This is a genomic window from Vibrio gigantis, assembly GCF_024347515.1.
Lineage (GTDB): Bacteria > Pseudomonadota > Gammaproteobacteria > Enterobacterales > Vibrionaceae > Vibrio > Vibrio gigantis.
This window is the reverse complement of record NZ_AP025492.1, coordinates 2,019,391-2,038,671: the sequence shown is the minus strand read 5'-3', so window position 1 is coordinate 2,038,671 and position 19,281 is coordinate 2,019,391. Positions and strand designations below refer to the sequence as shown.

The window sequence follows — 19,281 nt, the reverse complement described above, 5'->3', positions numbered from 1 at the left end:
TAAGCACAGAACTCATCTTTTCTACATTTGATCTTGTTAGACAGAAAAAATCTACATTTTCTTGTTCAATCACAAGCTAAGAACGATAAGCTGTTGTTATGAATAAAGTAAGTCGATTAAAATAAGCTACATAAAAAACTAGACAGAAAAACTCTGCATTTAAATACAGAATTTCTCTGTCTAATAACTGTTAGAAAATTGGAGGTACGATGGAATTAGATCAATTTATAAGCACAGCGTTAGTTCAAATCTCTAGAGGTATAGAAAGTGCTTCTGAAGAATTAAAAGATTCTAGTGCTGTAGTGAATCCTAGGAATGTAATTGGAACTAATGGAGCAGATGATCAAAAAGTATATGGTTATTTGGCAGATGAGCGTTCAGGCAAATTAAGAAAGGTTGTTCACCAGATTGACTTTGACGTAGCGGTAGTAGCGGCTGAAGGCTCTACAACCAAAGGAAGCTTGGGAATCAAAGTCGGTGGTTTAGGTATTGGGGCTCAGGGTCAAAGCGAAGATAAAACTACCTCTGAATCACGAATTAAGTTTTCGATCCCTATGGTTTTGCCTACGGAAGAGTAAATTTCTAACAAACGCTTCAAGTCGATTCGTAACGAACGGCACTTTTGGTGTTAATTTAGGTTTATGTGATTAAGGTGTCCAAGTTAGGTTCAGTGGTGCGTCACTCACAACTTAAGCAGGCGTTATAAATACGAGGAAGTATCGTGGTAGAAATTGATGATGAAGAGCTAGAAAGAAGAGCTGCACTTACACTCGAATGTGGCGGTGTTCAGCCTATGCACAACCCTTTTTACACATACTCAGTTCGTTACTCGGCCGAAAGGGCTATTGCTGCCTTCAAACAATACGATTATTTACTAAGTCAAACTGACGATGCATCAGTACTCATTAGTGAAGTACAAGAAGCTATAATTCATGTTGGTGCTTTATCACGGTACTTTTGGCCTTCACCTGCTGGTCGTAAAAAAGACAAGCAGCAAAAAGCACTTCGTATGCAGCGAGGTGAGTACTTGAAGAAACTCTACAACCTTACAGATGAGTCGCCTTTAGCTAATCGAGAACTGAGAAATGCATGGGAGCACTTTGATGAAAAAATGGACACATATTTATTAAGTCAAATGGCGGGCTATTTCTTCCCAACACCAATAATCGGTTCACACGAGTTAGCCGACGACCCGGTAGGAAATATCTTCAAATTGTTAGATCCTGAAGCGGAGTGTTTGGTTCTACTTGGTAAAAAGTTCTTCTTTGCGCCTTTGAGAAACGAAGTAGAGCGTATATTTCCAGAATTGGCGAAGTAGTATTTATAACAAAGCATTTAAGACTGATTCCCAACGCTTGGCATTTTCGGTTTGCTTCAACTTTGGTGTTTACGGCATCATACTTTAGGTTCAGTGGTCTGCGTTGCTCACCACTTAATGCGGCTACATGGATTCCCCCCAGGTTGTCAAACATCCGCTAAACTTATGTTGATTGGTTTGGACTGCCGCTCTACATTCGGCCTACTTATCGACGATTCGCATACGTCGTGGCCCTGATGACTTTGCGCGACTGCGGTGCCTTATTCGTTAGATGACATCTAGTGTGTCCGCCGCATTAACAGGCTCTCCGCAAGTGGTCTTAACCTATCTCCATCATTAGCGTCTGCAATGACCCGGTGGGTTTAACTCTTTATGCTGCTTAGGTTTTTACTTAAGCAGCATAGTTTTCATATTCGGTTTGATTGTGTAAAAGCGACCATATAATTCGTGCGTTCTTCGCGGCAAGTGCCACTATCGCTCGGTTCATACCTCTCCGCTCTAGAACGCCTCGACACCACTGACTTAACTTATCTTGCTTGTCGCCAAGGTTGGCAATTACGGTCCTTGCGCCGTGAACTAATAGTGTTCGTAAGTATTTGTCGCCGTGTTTGGTTATCCGGCCTAAGCGAGGTTTCCCCCCTGTGGAATATTGCTTTGGTACTAAGCCTAGCCAGGCAGAGAAATCGCGACTTTTATCAAATTGAGAGCCATTGCCTATCGAAGCGAGTATCGCTGTTGCAGTTTGCGGCCCGATACCTCGAACCGTCATCACTCGTTGAACATTAGCACTGACCTTAGCAAAAGAATCGAAGACTTGTTCAGTATCGGCGATAAGTTGATTGAGTTCGTCAAGGTGGTGATAAGAATCGGCAATCACCGTTTTTGCGAGGTGTGGCAGTTCATTTTCTGCATCTTCGAGCATTAAGGGAACCTGTTTCATCAATGAAGAGCGACCAACAGGAATGATTAATCCGAATTCAGAAAGCAGGGCACGCATGCGATTCATAAGCGCGGTGCGTTCACGAACCCAATGCTCTCTCATTCTATGTACCGATAGGATGGCTTGTTGCTCGGGGGATTTTACGGGTACAAAGCGAGTTGATGGACGCTGAACAGCTTCGCATATGGCGACTGCATCATTAAGGTCGTTCTTCCCTTTAGTTCGATAAGGAACCACGTATTTAACGGCCATGATACGGGCGTCGTGACCCAGTTTATTGAGTGTTCTTGCCCAATAATGTGCACCACCACACGCTTCGACGCCTATACGCATGAGTGGCATATTTGCTATTGTAGTCAGCAGTTTAGAGCGGGTTACTGACTTATGAAGTATGACCTTACCATTTTGGTCTACGGCATGAAGACTAAAGTGGTTTTTAGCTAGGTCGATACCGCAGAAATAAGAATAATCAGACATGGTGCCTCCGATGCATTTAAGTACCACACAAGTGTGGCAGATCCTCGGTAGGGGGAATCCATGTCATTCGTTATGTATTGGAGGAATAATGAGTAAAATTGGTGAACAAATTGTTCAGCGATGTTTTTCAGAAAAATTAAAGCATCAATTGGATAAACGTTATGGTAAGTATTACCACTATGCTAGCGGCGAGCTAAATGGGGGGTTAGATAGGTTATATGCTGACTACTTTGCAAGTGTTGGTACTAAGTGTGTCCTTATAGAGTTTAAAGAGTTTGAGACAGAGATACGGAGAGAAAAAGAAAAACCATTAAGAAAAAAACTATGTGAAGAGATCCCATTGAGTCATCAACAAAACTCATATGATGGCCATTTTATATCATGGAGAGATAAAGATTGCGATAGTATTAATGTGAATTTGGATAGATATATATCTAAAGTCGGTCCGTTATTTGGTAAAACTTTTGATGGATTTGCGCAGATGGACGCTGAAGACTTTATTGAAGATTTTATTGATGGTTTTATCGGAATTGAATTTGTTGATTTTGAATGTTATCTCAGATACTTAGCAAGTCTTGATGATGGTTCAGGAGGCTCAGGCGGCGGATTCGGTGGTATGATTTTAGTATTCAATAAAAAATTGAAGAAATTCGTTACCGCTATCTTTCACAACATCAATGATATTGTTGCATTTAACGAAAAACATGGTCTCACTTTTGGTTGATACATAACAAAGCCATCAATGTGATGCTTTGTATTCGGCGGTTTTGGTATGGAGTATGGTGCGCTTTGTTGGCTCAGTGGGGTACACATTATGGCAGGCGTTATGTTTACAAGGAGTAAAAATTTGAGTACCAAGGAACATCCAGTTTGGCAGGTATATGACTTGCTTAGAACAGCGAAGCTCAATGAAAAATATTTTGGTCGCAGGCTTAAAAAGTATGTCGTTATCAACAATACAATGGAGTTTTTCATTGCAGCGACAGCGTCAACTTCGGCTATTGCGAGCCTTACGGTTTGGAGTGATGGTCTTGGTAGTCACTTTTGGCAAGGGTTCTTAATTACGGCAGCTGTTATATCTGTACTCAAGCCCATTGTGGGAATAACGAAAAGAGTACGACTTTATGAGGAAGTGCTTGCTGAATATCGAGTGTTGTCGTTTGAGTTATCTCAATTAAGAACCTCAATTGCTACAGAGCAATCATATAAGCCAACTCATCAAACCCAATTCAAGAAAATTCTGGCTAAACACTCAGCTTTGGTAGCAAAAACACCGGAAAGTACTGAAAACAAGAAGGTGAAGCAGGAGTGCGAGCAAGAGGTATTGTCAGCATTTCCAATTTCAAATTTCTACATTCCGGAGTCATAATTATGGGACAGCACGAAGATAATAAAGGTAAGCCTGGAGCACACAAGCCTCAAGGTGGCATGAAAGGCAGAAGGCAACGAGCTCTACAAAAAGTAGCATTCTCAAAAGGTTCGTATCGCAAAGGTCACTGGCGTGGCAGAGTTTTTGAGGGCTCAGAGGTAGACTTGGGTGCAGGAGAAGAAGCTCCAATGATTCATGTCGAACCTGACAACCCATGGCCAAGGAAGTAGCAAACATAACAAACGACTATGGCGTCAATGATTAGTTTTTGGCTGTATTTTCATCCCACATGGCGCCATCTCTCAGCATAGAATTAAGGGTCACAACCATCTTTCGAACACACGCGATTATTGCGACTTTCTTTGGCTTCCCAGCAGCTAAAAGTCGAGCATATGTCGCTTTGAATACGGGGTTACATTGCATGGCCGACATCATTGCCATGTATAAAACTGTGCGTACTTGCGCTCGACCGCCTTGGATTACGCGCTTACCTTTGTAGCGACCACTTTCGCGTGTAATTGGAGCGACACCAATCAGTGATGCCGCTTGTTTATTCGTGATGTAACCAAGTTCAGGTACGTTGCTAATTATTGATGCAGCGGCAATGTTTCCTATTCCTGGGACGCTCTGCAATATTGTGTTTTTAGCCTGGTATTCAGGGCTATCTTCAATGAGTTTAACGAGCTTTTCTTCTAACTTGGTGATTTGATTTTTTATCGTGGTCAGCATCGGTTTGATAGTCGGATGGAGAGAAGCGGGAAGTATCTGGATTCGGTTCTTTTCCATGGTTTGCATGGATAACAACTGGTTTCGGCGAATGACTAAGTCACTCATTAGGCGTATGTTTTTTGGTTTTATGACAGTAAAAGCTGGTTTGATTGCTTCTCCATAGTGAGCGATCAACTCTGCATCTAAACGATCATTTTTGGCTCTGCGGCCAATAGCACCAGCGAATCGTTTTATATGGACAGGGTTTGCTCTGACAATAGGTAATTGAGCTTCTGCACATGCAAGAACAAAAGGCATTTCTAATCGGCCTGTTGCTTCAATAACGATTCGTTCAGGACTGTAACTCTTAATCGTTTTGAGTGCTTTTTTGATGCCTTTATCATTGTTTTCTACTGAGAAAAATAGGTCTAGTGGCCTGATGTGGATGTCTAATTGTGTTTTTCCGGTATCAACTCCAACGTTGATGCTTTGATTGATTTTGGTATTCATAATAAGCTAACTCATGCTTGCGTAATGCGGGTTCGAGACCCAGTCGACTATTCGAGGTTTATGCTTGAAGTCCTATGTAGCGTTCATGTTTGTTATCGGTCTCTCGATGGAGGAGCCAGCGTTTAAACGAACTGCTACATAGAAAGCTTTAGTTGCAGCTAAAGCCTGGGTCTCACATTACCCGATTGGAGTGCTTATTATCCATACAAACAATTTAAGAGTGATTCAGCACCCTTGGCATTTTTGGTTTTAGTTAAATTCAGTGTTTACGGCGATCAAATTGAGTGTCGTGGTTGTGTGCTTCACACCTTAATTGGGCGTTATGTACTTTTACGGAAAATCAGAAATTTATGGATGAAAATGCTGAAATTTGGCGTCAGTACTACGAAAAGGCACTATCTCGCCCACATTCAAAACGTACTGAATTTGCTGTCAGACTCAATGAATCAAACCTCAAAGTAGCCACTGACTGTGGTTGTGGAACTGGCAGCGATATCGAATACCTCGATCAACAGGGTTATCAAGTTCATGGCTTCGATATTAATCCTGATTCAGTCGCTATTTGTAGAGATAGGTTCGGGTCAAAGTCATTAGTGGATATTTCAGCGTCCTCGTTTGAGTCGTTCGACTATCCAAAGTCTGGTGTAGTTATCGCAAACTCCAGTTTGTTCTTCGCTGACCCAAACCAATTTGCATCGACTTGGAGCAACATCAGATCTTCAATTGAAATCGGTGGGGTGTTTGCTGGTGACTTCATGGGCTTCAAAGACAGTTGGGCTAACAACTATCGTAGCCCTACAACATCGTTGTCGGAATCAGAAGTAAAGGCTTTGTTCTCAGGCTTTGAAATAGTCAGGTTCTTTGAACGTGATGAAACAGCGAAAACTTCATTGGGTAGAATGAAGCATTGGCATACATATTCCGTGGTCGCAGTGAAACGTACATAACAAGAGACTATGGCGTCAATAATTAATTTTTGACGCTATCTTTATCCCATATTGCGCCGTCTCTTAGCATTGAATTGAGTGTCACAACCATCTTTCTCATGCAGGCAACTATCGCTACTTTTTCAGGTTTTCCTGCCGCAAGTAATCGTTCATAAGTAGCCTTAAATACAGGGTTGCATTGGATAGCCGACATCATCGCCATGTACATAACGGTTCTAACTTGAGCCCGTCCTCCTTGTATCATCCGTTTTCCTTTAAAGCGTCCACTTTCTCTTGTTATTGGTGCGACACCAATGAGAGAAGAAGCTTGTTTGTTAGTGATAAGGCCTAACTCCGGCACATTACTGATTAAGGAGGCAGCAAGGACTTTACCAACGCCTGGCATGCTTTGTAGAATAGTATTTTTGGATTGATACTCAGGGCAGCTATCAATCAGTTTCGTTATCTTTGCTTCGACTTTTTCTATCTGGTTTTTTAGTGCAGTAAGAATGGGAGAAATCGTGGATGCGATATTCTTTGGTAATATTTGTAGTCGATTTCTTTCCATGGTTTGCATGGTGAGTAGTTGGTTCCGCCTCGTGACTAAGTCACTCATAAGGCGTATGTTTTCGCTTTTTAGCTTGGTAAGTTCGGGCTGAACTCGTTCGGCATAATGTGCGATGAGCGCGGCATCTAAACGGTCGTTCTTAGCTCGTTGACCAATGGCTTCAGCAAACCTTTTAATACGTAGTGGATTAGCAACGACATAAGGCAATTTGGCTTTATCACAGGCGAGTATGAAGGGCATTTCTAATCGACCTGTAGCCTCGATGACGACGCGTTGAGGTTTGTGTTTCTTAATGATTTTAATGGCATCGCTGATGCCTTTATCGGTGTTTGGTACAGTGAAGTAAATGTCGAGTGGACGGACATAGATGTCTAATTGTGACTTACCAGTATCAACGCCAACATTAATGTTTTGAAGTGTGTTTGTATTCATAATAAGCTAACTCTTGCTTGCAAATGCGGGCTCGAGACCCAGAAGACTATTCGAGTATGGTGCTTGGAGTTCTATCTGACGTTCGTACTTGTTACCGGTCTCTCAATCGAGGAGCCATTGTTTAATCGAACTACCAGATAGAAGAACTTTAGTTGCAGCTAAAGTCTGGGCCTCGCCTTACCCGATTGGAGTGCTTATTATCCATACAAACTGTTTAAGAGGGATTCGCAATGCGTGGCATTTTAATGATGCGTTGCGTTTATTGTTTGAGACGGCTTGTTAAAGCTTAGAGACTGTGTTGCTCAATGCTTGACGCGCAGTTATGTTTTTGTCAGAAATCCGAAAATAGCTTCTAGGGTGTGGGTGTGAACAAGAAAATTAATTATCAACTCTGGTTAGTGTTGATGCTTACTAGTTTTATTCCGTTGATTTATGCGACAACTAGAATTTATTTTTTAGGAAGCATTGAAAGCCCTTGGACATATAGCATCGCAGCGCAAGTAGCTTGGTTAAATGTTGGTTATGAAGTACTCCATGAAGCGTTATTCATTCCGCTAGCATTTATCTTTGGTAAGGTCGTAAGTGATGGTAGAAAATTTCAAGAGAGGGTTAGTCTAGGACTAAAAATTATAGTATTAAGTTATCTTTTAGTCACTGCTGTTGTCCTGTGGTTTACGCCAATCTTTGTTACTGCAATGCAACAACAAAAAGAACTGTTCACTACGACGATACAATATATCCGATTGGAATCATTAGCTATATTACTTTCTAGTGTTTACGCCTTTTTATCGTTAGTTTTAGTGTTGAAAAATCAGAAGAAGACTCTGTACAAGTTGTTAGTCGTACAAATGATACTAACGATTTTGTGCGACGCTCTATTTGTTAGCCAGTTACCAATTTCCTTTGAATTGGGTGTTCATGGTATCGCTTTTAGCAATATTATTGTCAATTTAATACTCGCCGCAATCGCTATTACTTACCTTGTTAGATTAGGTGTATCTCTTAAGTTTGGGCAAAGTAATCGAAATCAAAATATATGGCTAAAGGAGTGGGTAGTCATTGGGTGGAAGTCAGGCCTAGAGTCATTTGTTCGTAATGCCGCTTTTATTGTAATGATTTTGCAATTAGTGAACCAAGTACAACAAGCCGGAACATTCTGGGTTGCGAATCAATTCATTTGGGGATGGTTGTTGCTTCCTATATTAGCTTTAGGTCAGTTAGTGAAACAAGACGCTGCAACCAACCAAGGGTTATCGATTGAACGAGTCAATGGTTACTTTTGGCTAACTGTGGGGGTCATTGTCGCTTGGGCTATCACAATACCGATGTGGGATGGCTTAATATCTAGTGTAATGGGGGTTAAGAACTCAGGTCCAATTATCGATTTAGTATGGTTGTTAGTCGGATTCTATGTTGTGTTTAGCTTCAACAATGTCATAGACAGTTACTTCTATGGTATTGGTCGAACAGACCTCATGCTCTATCAATCTTTGGCGGTTAATAGTGTGTTTTATGGTGGTGCTTTTGTGTGTTATCAAACCGGCATATTTGTTCCTACACTTCAAACTATCGGATTGATGTTCGGCTTGGGTATAACTCTAGACGCAATGATTACATGGGCTTTATACCTAATGCTGAGGAGGCAGCAATCGCTAAGCCAGTGCGAGTCTCTTTTAAGTTAATTAATAGTTGGTGCAAATACAACGGCATACCTAAGGCGCATTCCTTATTCTTAGTTCATTTTGTTTAAAGTGCTTTTTGAAGTACAAGGAAACTCACATGAAAAACATAGCTATGGCTGTGGTTGTAAGAGAAGGGAAAGTCTTAATCCAAAAGCGTTTTAGACATCGCCAAGGTATGGTTTTTGAGTTCCCTGGAGGTTCAGTTGATCCCGGAGAATCGGGGCGCGAAGCCGCAATTAGAGAGTTGTGGGAAGAAACAGGTCTCAAAGATTTACAACTCCTCGGCACTCATCAAGGGCAGAACGACTTCGGTGGTCAAATTCACTATGTAGTTTTGAGTGCGGATCACAATGATGAGCCTGAAATGGTCGACGCAGAAAGACAGCAAACATTCTATTGGCTAGAGCCCTCAGCGATTCCTCTTGATGATTTTTATCGTGCAGATAACGAGTTTATAGAGAAGCATTTGAGCCACTACACATAGTTTAAGATTGGGTTACGGATTTATAGACGAAAACTCAGTTCGTTTTAATCATCACTCTTCGTTGGTTTAACGTCCACTAACTAAACGCATTTGTTGAATTGAACCTAATTTGTGGTTTTTAGTTAACACCAGATTTTCTCTTCCATAGCTCAATTAAAACTAATAGCATCAGTGTTTTAATAACGCATGATTTTATGAGAGCAAGAACATGAAACACACTCCAAGTTCTTTTATGGAAATGAAAGGGAAACAACGTATTCCGATGTTGACCGCTTATACATTCCCTGTGGCTGCAAGTATTGAATCTGCTGGGATACCTATTATTCTTGTTGGTGATACTGTCGGCATGGTTGAAATGGGTTTTAGCAGTACGCGAGATGTGACCATTGAGCACATGGAATATCATGTAGGGGCAGTGCGTCGCGGTGCTCCAAATACGCACATTATTGGCGACCTCCCATACTTAACCGATCGTTCTCCTGAAGTAGCGTTAGTTAATGCTAAAAGGCTGATGCAGGCTGGTGCCGACAGCATAAAACTGGAAGGTGCAAAACTCGATGTTATTGCTCACCTTGTCGCAAACAATATCCCAGTTGTTGGTCACACGGGGTTAACTCCGCAAACGGCAACAAACTTCAAGAAAGTAGGGCAATCTGCTGAAGATGCTCAAACCGTAAGCGAAGAAGCAAAAGCGATTCAAGAAGCGGGTGCGTTTATGTTGGTGCTTGAGCACATGCCTTCTTCACTTGGCGAATCGATTACTCAAGAGATTAGCATCCCTACTATTGGGATTGGTGCGGGTGCTGATTGTGATGGTCAAGTATTAGTGATCAATGATGCTCTTGGACTTGGTAACCGATGGCCTCCGTTTTCAAAACAGTACGCCCATTGCAGCCAAACTATCTTTGACGCAGCAAATGAGTTTGCTACGGAAGTCAAAACGAACGTATTTCCGAACAACCTGAGCAAATAAGCCCCTTAGTTAATGGCTTTAGGTTGAATCGTAATGCATGGCATTTTTCCGTGCATTACGATAAGCATATGAAGTGTATTTGGACGTTCGGTGTGGAGCTGTCTTGATTCTCTCACCAAACGTCAGTTTCAAGGAGGAAACATGACAAGCGACCAACTATTAGAAAAGGCACTTTATAGCAGTGCCAGCATCCATCAACCTCATTCATTAAAAGCTTATTTGGCTGCGAATTATCTAAATGGGTATTTCCCTAAATCAGACAATGCGTGGCTTAAAACGAGTGAGCTAATAGACCAAACTGAGATTGAAGTTTTAGGCGAGTACTCTGCAATGCTACAAACGCCAAAGCTTACGGATCTCCCACGCAAAGGCGAATGTTTGCTTTTTGGTTCTCGGAATTTATTTGCACAATAAATGACATACAAACGTAGAGGTAGCGCACAGAATCGAAAAAGGGGATATCGCGATTACGTAATCATTGATCTAGCCGATAGTGAGATAGTGATAAGAGGTCGATAATTCGTTGTCGGATCTAAATTAGAACTTTAAATCTAATTTCTAAGTAGTTGTTATCTCAGGAAGAGTTTTTGTGTTATGCGCCCCTATATAAAATACATTGTCCCTATTTTAATTCCTTTCATTATCCTCGTAATGCCGCTATCAGCGTTTCCATTTGAAGGCCTTACGATTATTCAACAACGCGTTATCGCGATCTTTTTATTAGCGGCATTGTGCTGGGTGTTCGAGCCTATCCCGATTTACGCGACGTCTGTTGTTATTATCGTTCTGCAATTGTTGATGTTGTCGGATAAAGGGCTGATCTTTTTAAGGTTTGAGCATGGGCAGGAACATTTTGGTGAGTTGCTAAAATACAGCGATATTATGGCGACGTTCGCTAGCCCAATCATCATGCTGTTTTTAGGCGGTTTCTTCTTAGCGATGGCTGCCACTAAGTATCGATTAGACGTAAACTTAGCTCGCGTGTTGTTGAAGCCATTTGGACAAGACCCAAAGTTTGTGATGCTCGGTTTAATGTTGATCACCGGTATCTTTTCGATGTTTATGTCTAACACGGCAACAACGGCAATGATGCTATCTATTTTAACGCCGGTACTGGCTGTGTTTGGTCCGAAAGACCCCGGTCGTGTAGCGTTTGCGCTTTGCATCCCTGTTGCCGCTAACATCGGTGGCATTGGTACCCCGATAGGTACCCCTCCGAACGCTATCGCACTTAAATATTTAGTTGGCGATAACCTCATTACGTTCGGCGAATGGATGGCATTTGGTGTGCCGTTTGTCGTTATTATGATGGCGTTAGCGTGGTTTTTAATAGGCTTTATGTACAAAGCTGACCAAAAGAAAATCGAACTAAGTATTAAAGGTAAATTCCTTAAAACACCCAAAGCCATTGCGGTGTACGTCACTTTTGCGCTCACCATCATTCTTTGGTTAATGGGTTCAAGCCATGGCATGAACTCTTATACCGTCGCTCTGATTCCTGTTGCTGTGTTCTCTCTTACTGGGATCATCAATAAAGAAGACCTGAAGAAAATTTCTTGGGATGTATTGTGGCTTGTATCAGGTGGTATTGCGCTTGGTTTAGCGCTCGATAAAACTGGCTTAGCAAAGCTCGTGGTACACAGTATTCCGTTTGATACCTACTCACCCTATGTGGTCTTGTTCGGAGCGGCTTTCTTGTGTTTGGTAATGGCAAACTTTATGTCTCATACCGCAACGGCTAACTTGTTAATGCCAATTATGGCGGCATTAGGTTCGTCTATGGCTTCACTCACGCCACTAGGCGGTGAGTTAACGTTAATTCTGGTTGTGACTTTTGCCGCTTCATTAGGTATGTCGCTACCAATCAGTACGCCACCGAATGCGTTGGCTCATGCCACAGGTCATGTGCAAAGTAATCAAATGGCCAGAATCGGTATTATTTTGGGTGTGGTTGGTGTGCTATTGAGCTTTGTTATGGTGTGGCTGCTACATTCAATTGGTCACATAGGGTAACGATACGTGTATCAACAAAAGTTAGAAGCACTTATCGATCGCTATTTTAACCACGCAGAACGTCGGGTGACGTGCCGTGCCGGTAACAACATTATTGAACAATCAGCGTTAAACACTCGTTTATATTATGTGTTGAGTGGAGAACTGGAAGGGTTTTATTCCGATGCGAATACACCGCAAGTTCGAGTATTTAGCGCGGGTAGTGGGGCTTTTATTGGCGTTCATAGCTTCTTTTCAGGTAATTGGACAGCATCTTCAACGGTTGTTGCTAAAACCGATGTTGAGTTAGCATGGATCGATAAAGACACGCCTGCAGAAGATGAAGGTAAATTTGGTCCTCTTACCGCACAGTTCACACCTGTGATTGTCAATGAGTTGTCGCGTCGTCAACGCCGCGCAACACAGGAAGCGATCGCGAAACAAAAAGCGCTAGAGAAGTTACATACTGCTGAGCAAATGACGACCTTGGGTCAATTAGCTGCAGGGATTGCTCATGAACTTAACAACGCTATTGGTGTAGTAAGTAGTAAATCTGGTCGACTTGAAACGGTCATCATGGATCTGCTTGAAGAAGTGCATCCAGAAGCCAGTCAATTTTTCGATTTTGGGTTAATGCATGGTCAGAAAACGTCGTCGTTAGAAGCACGAACACGTGGGCGACAATTTGAAAGAAAATATGGTTTAGACAAAAACATTGCTCGCTCTCTTGCAAAGGCGATTCCAATTGACGCTTTATCTGCAACAGACGTTATTTCAAAGCATTGGCTGAAAAAACCAGAAGAAGCGATTCGTTTTTGGCAGATGGGCTGTGATTTACATGATTTACGTTTGGCATCTAGACACACCGTCGGCATCGTAAAATCGGTTAAACAACTTGGCAGAGTTGATATTGACACCGAAGAAGCGGTTGATATTAATGACTCCATTAACCATGCCTTATCGCTGTTACAAAGTGAGTTACGTAGAGTATCTGTGCGATTGAGCCCTGCAGATTTGCCGACTTTTAAAGGCTCGAAAACAGAGCTTGTTCAGATTTGGGTCAACATTGTAAAGAATGCTTGTGATGCAATGTCGAATTCAGACGATGCTGCAATAGAAATTCAAACCAGGTTAAGTAAGAAAAGAATATTAGTTACGATCGCGAATAACGGCCCTGAGATAGACGAGGTGACTCGTAGAAAGGTATTTCAGCCCAACTTCACCACTAAAAAAGGTGGTTTATCGTTTGGATTGGGCTTGGGTTTATCAATAGTTAAGCGGATTGTGGCGGGTTATGGCGGAAGCGTCATTGTGAAAAGTGATGCTTCTAAAACGGTATTTAGAATCAAGTTACCAATAGAGGGTGAACATGGAGAAGCTTAATTTAATCTGTGTCGATGACCAGAGAGAAGTACTGAGCGCAGTGATACAAGATTTGGAGCCGCTGGCGAGTTGGCTGAATATTGAAGATTGTGAATCAGCGCAAGAAGTGCTTGATCTCATTGATGAACTTGACGCAGAAGGCGAACACATTACCGTCATCGTGTCTGATCATGTGATGCCAGGGAAAACGGGTGTGGAGTTACTTACTGAAGTGTCCCATGACAGTCGCTTTCCGAATACAAAGAAAATTCTTCTTACGGGGCAGGCCACTCATACTGATACCATCAATGCGATTAATGCAGCAGGCATCGACCGTTACTTTGAAAAGCCTTGGCAAGCAAGCACATTAGTTGAGTGCATTCGTACTCTTGTCACTGAGTACATATTTGATCAAGGGCTTGATTACACGGACTATCAGAATGAGCTTGACCAGCAGGTTGTGTTTAGACGCTTACGCTAGTCACTTATGTTAGCGACTTACGCTAGTCATTGATGTCCGTCGCTTGAAATTATATGCACCGAAGGACGCTTTCTGAAGGATTTTTTCTGTGAAAGATGCAATCTATCGGTGCATATATTACCTATCTTTTTTAGTCGTTCAGGTTTTAGTACTCAGTGATTAACACACTGGCTGCTGGCTTAAATCTAAAACTCATACGCTACGCCAGACCAAGACCAACGGATACATTGTGTCTTCTTCACGAACGATTCCCTGAACATGCAGTAGAGCTAAAATGTGTCGCAGAGTATCAGTGTCGTTTACTAGAAAAATAAGCCCGAAAACCTCACCAGAGTTATTCAAACAGTCTGACATCTAACACTTGGCAGGCAATCTTTAAACTAGGCTTTGTGTTCATATCTTAATGGGTTAAGTTAATTGTCTGGGTTGTACTACTTGTTTAGTCGGCGCAGTACTCTTTTTCGAAAACAGGAGACTTCATGGTTGGCAATGCAGTAGAGCAAGCAATCGAAAATATCCGATTGAAATCACAAGGCACGGATTGTTTAACGAGTTGCGCGGTGACGATCAACTTCCACCCCGATCGTTATACGGCTGACAATAAACCTTTGCTCGAAGCGATGGCTGACGATGGGTGTTTGAAGTCTCAATTTGAAACTGGCACTAGCAATGGTGGTATTACGGCTTACCCCGGTGGTGATCGTTGGTTATGGGAAAAGCGTGTGTTCGACGGCGCGTATGACAATGCTCCGAACACGCTTAGGCCGAAATATGGCGCACTGAACTACCGTAACTATGAGACTGGCGCTTCATCCCGTTTTGGTTCTGCTTACTTCCAGTTGAAAGCCGACACATTGGCACGAACCACGTTTTGTTATCCAGACAGCTTCTTTGAGCCAGAAGACTTCGCAGTTTCTAGCCGAGTAAAAGTGCTGATTGATAAAGCATCTTCGTCGGATGTCGATTTGCTCGATGATTATATCGAGGCGCATGTTCATGGGGTTATTTCTCTGAAAGACGATATTGAATGTCTTGTATTAGACCCTATTTACCGCTCGACGATTATTGAAGAACGCGCGGTGAAATTGGGCGTTCCGATAAAGTGGCACAATGGCTACGAGTTAAGCATAGAAGAGATGAGCCGGTACCCAGATTATCGCGGCCAGTCGTTTATAGAACTCGCAAAAAAGTTAGCAATAAACGGCAAGATCAATGCGAAAATACTGGGGCTAGCCGTGACAGAGCAAGGCTATGACCAACAAGACGTAAAGAAGGTCTGGCATTACTTGGCTCGGTTTGGTTATCAATCAGAATAAATCTCTAAAAGCATCAGTGGGCTCTTCTGAGATTTTAACCGCAACGCCCTGTATTTAGCGGAAACCCGCATGCAAAATATAATCGGTAGGATTTTAAAATGAGTGAGATTGCTCGCTTTATCTCTGGTGAAGTGCCAGACAAATTTGGTCGTAATATTGAACAGTTGTTAGCTTATAATCACTTTTGGTTGGAGCATGACCATAAGTATATTCAAGTGTTTTTCCCAATCGATGAAGGGACTAAGTTTAATCAACATGCGCCGTTGGTTACTCAAGAAGATAGGGCGCTTTTTGCTAATTCCGAAGCGCTTCGTACAGCTCATCTACAAGTGCTTGACCTTATGCTTGAGTTTTGGGGCATGCAGCGAGACGGAAGTGAGATATCGTCATTGTTGCCACTTAACCCAGCCAACCATGTATGGTTGAAGAATCATGACCACAACCAACTTCGACTAACACGAGCCATTCGCAGTTTATATTTGCTAGGCAATGAGGAAGTTGCGATCAACTTATGTGACTTCTTGATCGCAGCAGCGAATGAAACCGGTTCTGTGTCTGATAAAACGATGCAATATTGGCGGAATGCGTTAAATGGTTAGAAGCCCGCAATAGCCAGTGGGTTAACACACTGTATGAAAGGGAAGGAGACTCAGGATGAGTGTAGTTTTTAAAGGTTCGTGTTTGTGTGGCAGTGTTCGTTTTTCTGTTGAAGGGTTTAGCGAAAAAGCCGCCAACTGCCATTGTTCAATGTGCCGAAAATTTCATGGCGCCGCTTTCGGGACGTTAGTTGGTGCAAAAGGCTTAAGCTGGCTTTCTGGCAAAGATCGACTCAAAGAGTTTGTCGCATCAAACGGCACAACACGAACATTCTGCTCCAACTGTGGATCAAGCCTTGGCTTCAGAGTTCAAGGCGAACCTCTTGAAAATATCGAGTTGGCGATATCAACGTTCGATGTCGATATTCCAGTCAAAATTGATGCTCAGATTTATACAAACTACAAAGCGAACTGGTGTGAATTACAGGCCGAGTTAAGTGCTTTTCCAGAAGGGCGCTCAACCTAAGGTGCAGAATTCGTTAGTCAGTTGAACAAAGCTCCAAATCCAATCTGTGTTATACATCAAAGTTGATATTATTTTATCTAACTCATTACTTTTCATTATGTTAGGGTTCTTCTAGTTTTTATAAGAAGGCGACTAGATTATGAAAAAGGGATTTGTCATCGCTGTCTCAATTGGTTTTGTTGTCTTTTTCCTCGCTGGCCGTGAACTTCAATGGTTCGGGTCCAGTAATTCCGAGTCGTTCCCTAAACTTCCTGATAGTCCCCAATTTGTGCCATCTACTGACTTTGACGGTGAGTGGCTAGGCCGCCGTATTAACACCACTGGCAATAATATGTGTGAGCGAACAACCATCACCGGATCCATTCGTGAGGGTAAAGCCACGCTTAGGCTTGCCTATAACGGAACACCGTTAGAAGGTTGGGTTACAGAAAGCGGCGGCTTACGTCTATATGCGAAACATCGCCAGTGGGATTATCGATTCTCAGCAACTGGCAGCGGCGAGAGATTTGATGGTCGTTGGCACTTAACCAATGGCCCGTGCCAAGGGACTTGGTTTATAGAAAAGGTCGACGCTAAGTCCTAATCGCAAATCAGTGAGAACCAAAAGGGTATTAAATGAAAATTAGAACTGCAGAGTTGTCCGATATAGCCGCTATTACTTGCATCTTCAATTTCTATATTGAGCACACTAACGCACGCTTTGAAGAAGAGAAGTTTACGTTGGAAAATCGGCAGCAATGGTTCTCTCAATTCTCGAGTGATAGTAAATATCAACTTTATGTTGCAACCGAAAACGACTCGCTACTTGGTTTCGCATGCTCTCAACCGTACAGAGCAACACCAGCATTTGAAGATACGGCTGAAGTCACAATTTATTTAGCTGAGGATGCAAAAGGGAGAGGGGTAGGCTCTAGGTTGTATTCTCAGCTCTTCACATCAATCATTGATTTCGGTATTCATCGAGTTCTTTCCGGTGTGGCATTACCCAATGAGGCATCGATCGCTCTGCATAAGCATTTTGGCTTTCGAGAAGTTGGTGTGTTCAATGAATATGCAAAGAAAAATGGCCAGTACATCAGTTCAATGTGGTTGGAAAAGGCTTTAGACGCAGATATGTCTCTTAAATCTTCTTAACGTTTTTGATTCAATACTTATGGCATTTTTGGATGCAGTGCTAGGGATCAACTTGAAGGTAAGGAAACAATATGGACGTAAAGTTGGTCAAAGGTTCAGATTCTAAGTTCGCTGAATCGATCACCAAAACGAATATGGCGAGTTACTATCAGGCTCGTGGCGTTGCTTGGGGTCATAGTCAGTTTTTACGAAGTTGGGATGAGTTGGATAACTATGAAGTCTATGTCGGTGGTAACCGTGTTGGTGTTATCCGCTTCAGTCATACCAGTGACACCACGTTTCTCAGAGACTTTCAGATATTAGCTGATCATCAAGGCCGAGGCTTTGGTGCTAAGTGTTTAGATTTAGTGATCGAACATGCGAACAACCAAGCATCGACTCAGTTAGTGCTACGTGTGTTCAGTGAGAACCCCGCTATTAAGCTTTATCAATCAAAAGGTTTTACTAAGTTGTCTGAAGTGAAAGGGCTCGTTGAAATGGAGCTACTTTTAGGATCATCATTGAGAGAGTTTCATGGGTAAACGTATCCGATTAAATTTTGTTAAATACTTATTTTCAGAGTTGTTGTTTATTGTTGTTGCACTAGGTCTTGTCCATTGGATATCAGACGGCGATCGTTCATCGCTGCTAACCATAGGGCTAATAATTTGTGTTCCTCCATTAATAAAAATTCTAATGTTGTGGTGGAAGCTTCGCGATAGTTCATTTGAAATCATTAACGGTCATGTACGTTTAAATGGTGTTGCTTGTGATGTGACGTTACAGCGCAGCTTTCTTCCGCTTGAAATTGGCTCATTTATCAAGCTTTCCTACACAAAAGGTGCAATGCAGAAACACAATATTTACCTTTCTAAAGGCTCTATGAGCCCAGAAGAATGGCAGCGTATATTGGCTTGCCGTGCATAGTTCCACTTCTTTAGTTTGTGTTGTGCGCCAGTTTGTATTTCAGGTTCTATTGGTGTGCTAGTATCCCTTTTTTTGCACCGAGCTAGTATATGACTAACAACCATTTCCAGGGTAAATACGAAGTAGAGCTTAAGTATCGCCTCGATTCTAAATCAGAATTCTTGAAGACATTGAGTCTTATTCCCCATGAAGTGATGCTCCAAGATAATCTTGAGTGCGATTGGTATTTCGATAGCCCAGACAGAAGCTTACAAGCTCAAAACAAAAGCTTGTGCATTCGCACTATGGAACCATCGGGTATTAAGCTATGGATTGTAAAAGGCCCAGAGTCTGACCGATGCGAAGCGACAAATATCACCGATGCGTCGAATGCCAAGAGTATGCTTGAAAACTTGGGTTACGAAGTGATTCTAAAAGCGCAGAAGACGCGCAGTATTTACTTTGTGGGTGAATTTCATATAACTGTCGACTCACTAACGGGTATCGGTGATTTCGCAGAGTTCGCTATCATGACGGATGATGGGTCTAAGTTGTCGGCTTATAAAGATGAGTTGGAGTTATTAGCCAGTCGATTTGGGCTAACTAAATCGGCACTACAAACTCAATCTTATAAACAGATGTTCGAGGTAATGAACGCCTAG

The 19,281-nt window shown here is 42.3% G+C and carries 23 protein-coding genes and 1 pseudogene; 21 read left to right on the top strand and 3 right to left on the bottom strand.

The features are described 5' to 3' along the window. The first annotated feature begins 209 nt into the window (after positions 1-209). Together OCV56_RS09075 and OCV56_RS09070 are read left to right on the top strand one after the other, a co-directional pair. Positions 210-578, top strand: coding sequence for a hypothetical protein (locus OCV56_RS09075; protein ID WP_086716181.1), 369 nt, complete (start codon positions 210-212; stop codon positions 576-578). A 143-nt stretch (positions 579-721) separates the two neighbouring features. Continuing rightward, on the top strand, positions 722-1,318 hold the full coding sequence (locus OCV56_RS09070) for a hypothetical protein (RefSeq protein ID WP_228761216.1): 597 nt from the start codon (positions 722-724) through the stop codon (positions 1,316-1,318). A gap of 391 nt (positions 1,319-1,709) precedes the next feature. Here OCV56_RS09070 and OCV56_RS09065 read toward each other — a convergent pair whose 3' ends face one another. Next, positions 1,710-2,735: an IS110 family RNA-guided transposase gene (locus OCV56_RS09065; protein ID WP_150330753.1), complete on the bottom strand. Its 1,026-nt coding sequence runs from the start codon at positions 2,733-2,735 to the stop codon at positions 1,710-1,712. 88 nt (positions 2,736-2,823) lie between these two features. Here OCV56_RS09065 and OCV56_RS09060 point away from each other — a divergent pair, with 88 nt between their 5' ends. The 3 genes from OCV56_RS09060 to OCV56_RS09050 all read left to right on the top strand — a co-directional run bounded on the left by OCV56_RS09060 (position 2,824) and on the right by OCV56_RS09050 (position 4,334). Beyond that, on the top strand, positions 2,824-3,459 hold the full coding sequence (locus tag OCV56_RS09060; protein ID WP_086716346.1) for a hypothetical protein: 636 nt from the start codon (positions 2,824-2,826) through the stop codon (positions 3,457-3,459). Between the two features lie 90 nt (positions 3,460-3,549). Then, the gene (locus tag OCV56_RS09055; RefSeq protein ID WP_143691611.1) at positions 3,550-4,104 is read left to right on the top strand and encodes a hypothetical protein; all 555 of its coding nucleotides are present in this window, start codon (positions 3,550-3,552) and stop codon (positions 4,102-4,104) included. Between the two features lie 2 nt (positions 4,105-4,106). Continuing rightward, complete coding sequence (locus OCV56_RS09050) at positions 4,107-4,334, top strand: hypothetical protein (RefSeq protein WP_086716342.1); 228 nt, start codon at positions 4,107-4,109, stop codon at positions 4,332-4,334. Positions 4,335-4,365: 31 nt separating this feature from the next. Here the strand turns inward: OCV56_RS09050 and OCV56_RS09045 are convergent, their stop codons facing one another. Then, positions 4,366-5,322: an IS110 family RNA-guided transposase gene (locus OCV56_RS09045; RefSeq protein WP_190960471.1), complete on the bottom strand. Its 957-nt coding sequence runs from the start codon at positions 5,320-5,322 to the stop codon at positions 4,366-4,368. A 350-nt stretch (positions 5,323-5,672) separates the two neighbouring features. Here OCV56_RS09045 and OCV56_RS09040 point away from each other — a divergent pair, with 350 nt between their 5' ends. Continuing rightward, positions 5,673-6,269 (top strand): class I SAM-dependent methyltransferase, encoded by a 597-nt coding sequence (locus tag OCV56_RS09040; RefSeq protein ID WP_086716338.1) that lies wholly within the window; start codon positions 5,673-5,675, stop codon positions 6,267-6,269. A gap of 22 nt (positions 6,270-6,291) precedes the next feature. On the opposite strand, the gene OCV56_RS09035 is transcribed toward OCV56_RS09040, so the two are convergent. After that, a complete protein-coding gene (locus tag OCV56_RS09035; protein ID WP_150330754.1) occupies positions 6,292-7,248 on the bottom strand; it encodes an IS110 family RNA-guided transposase in 957 nt (318 codons plus the stop codon). Positions 7,249-7,613: 365 nt separating this feature from the next. Here OCV56_RS09035 and OCV56_RS09025 point away from each other — a divergent pair, with 365 nt between their 5' ends. The 15 genes and pseudogenes from OCV56_RS09025 to cyaB all read left to right on the top strand — a co-directional run bounded on the left by OCV56_RS09025 (position 7,614) and on the right by cyaB (position 19,281). Then, the gene (locus tag OCV56_RS09025; RefSeq protein WP_086713536.1) at positions 7,614-8,930 is read left to right on the top strand and encodes an MATE family Na+-driven efflux transporter; all 1,317 of its coding nucleotides are present in this window, start codon (positions 7,614-7,616) and stop codon (positions 8,928-8,930) included. Between the two features lie 97 nt (positions 8,931-9,027). Next, on the top strand, positions 9,028-9,414 hold the full coding sequence (locus OCV56_RS09020; RefSeq protein ID WP_086713535.1) for an NUDIX hydrolase: 387 nt from the start codon (positions 9,028-9,030) through the stop codon (positions 9,412-9,414). Positions 9,415-9,622: 208 nt separating this feature from the next. Further along, positions 9,623-10,387, top strand: a complete 765-nt coding sequence (gene panB, locus OCV56_RS09015; RefSeq protein WP_086713534.1) for a 3-methyl-2-oxobutanoate hydroxymethyltransferase — start codon at positions 9,623-9,625, stop codon at positions 10,385-10,387. Positions 10,388-10,528: 141 nt separating this feature from the next. Then, positions 10,529-10,744: pseudogene (locus OCV56_RS09010) on the top strand (hypothetical protein); the annotation flags it as partial. A gap of 237 nt (positions 10,745-10,981) precedes the next feature. Then, positions 10,982-12,400 (top strand): SLC13 family permease, encoded by a 1,419-nt coding sequence (locus OCV56_RS09005; RefSeq protein WP_086713533.1) that lies wholly within the window; start codon positions 10,982-10,984, stop codon positions 12,398-12,400. A gap of 6 nt (positions 12,401-12,406) precedes the next feature. After that, the gene (locus tag OCV56_RS09000) at positions 12,407-13,762 is read left to right on the top strand and encodes an ATP-binding protein (RefSeq protein ID WP_086713532.1); all 1,356 of its coding nucleotides are present in this window, start codon (positions 12,407-12,409) and stop codon (positions 13,760-13,762) included. Beyond that, positions 13,749-14,222 carry a response regulator gene (locus OCV56_RS08995; RefSeq protein ID WP_086713531.1) on the top strand — a complete coding sequence of 158 codons (474 nt, stop codon included), beginning with the start codon at positions 13,749-13,751 and terminating at the stop codon, positions 14,220-14,222. The genes OCV56_RS09000 and OCV56_RS08995 overlap by 14 nt, the downstream gene beginning before the upstream one ends. Positions 14,223-14,701: 479 nt before the next feature. Further along, on the top strand, positions 14,702-15,538 hold the full coding sequence (locus OCV56_RS08990) for a DUF3626 domain-containing protein (RefSeq protein WP_086713530.1): 837 nt from the start codon (positions 14,702-14,704) through the stop codon (positions 15,536-15,538). Positions 15,539-15,636: 98 nt separating this feature from the next. Continuing rightward, positions 15,637-16,137, top strand: a complete 501-nt coding sequence (locus OCV56_RS08985; protein ID WP_086713529.1) for an opioid growth factor receptor-related protein — start codon at positions 15,637-15,639, stop codon at positions 16,135-16,137. Between the two features lie 55 nt (positions 16,138-16,192). Next, positions 16,193-16,600, top strand: a complete 408-nt coding sequence (locus tag OCV56_RS08980) for a GFA family protein (protein ID WP_086713528.1) — start codon at positions 16,193-16,195, stop codon at positions 16,598-16,600. A gap of 139 nt (positions 16,601-16,739) precedes the next feature. Continuing rightward, on the top strand, positions 16,740-17,183 hold the full coding sequence (locus OCV56_RS08975; protein ID WP_086713527.1) for a hypothetical protein: 444 nt from the start codon (positions 16,740-16,742) through the stop codon (positions 17,181-17,183). 32 nt (positions 17,184-17,215) lie between these two features. Continuing rightward, positions 17,216-17,734, top strand: coding sequence for a GNAT family N-acetyltransferase (locus OCV56_RS08970; protein WP_086713526.1), 519 nt, complete (start codon positions 17,216-17,218; stop codon positions 17,732-17,734). 71 nt (positions 17,735-17,805) lie between these two features. Then, positions 17,806-18,255: a GNAT family N-acetyltransferase gene (locus tag OCV56_RS08965; RefSeq protein WP_086713525.1), complete on the top strand. Its 450-nt coding sequence runs from the start codon at positions 17,806-17,808 to the stop codon at positions 18,253-18,255. Continuing rightward, entirely contained in the window at positions 18,248-18,640 is a 393-nt protein-coding gene (locus OCV56_RS08960) for a hypothetical protein (RefSeq protein WP_086713524.1), read from the top strand. The genes OCV56_RS08965 and OCV56_RS08960 overlap by 8 nt, the downstream gene beginning before the upstream one ends. An 89-nt stretch (positions 18,641-18,729) precedes the next feature. Further along, the gene (gene cyaB / locus OCV56_RS08955; protein ID WP_086713523.1) at positions 18,730-19,281 is read left to right on the top strand and encodes a class IV adenylate cyclase; all 552 of its coding nucleotides are present in this window, start codon (positions 18,730-18,732) and stop codon (positions 19,279-19,281) included.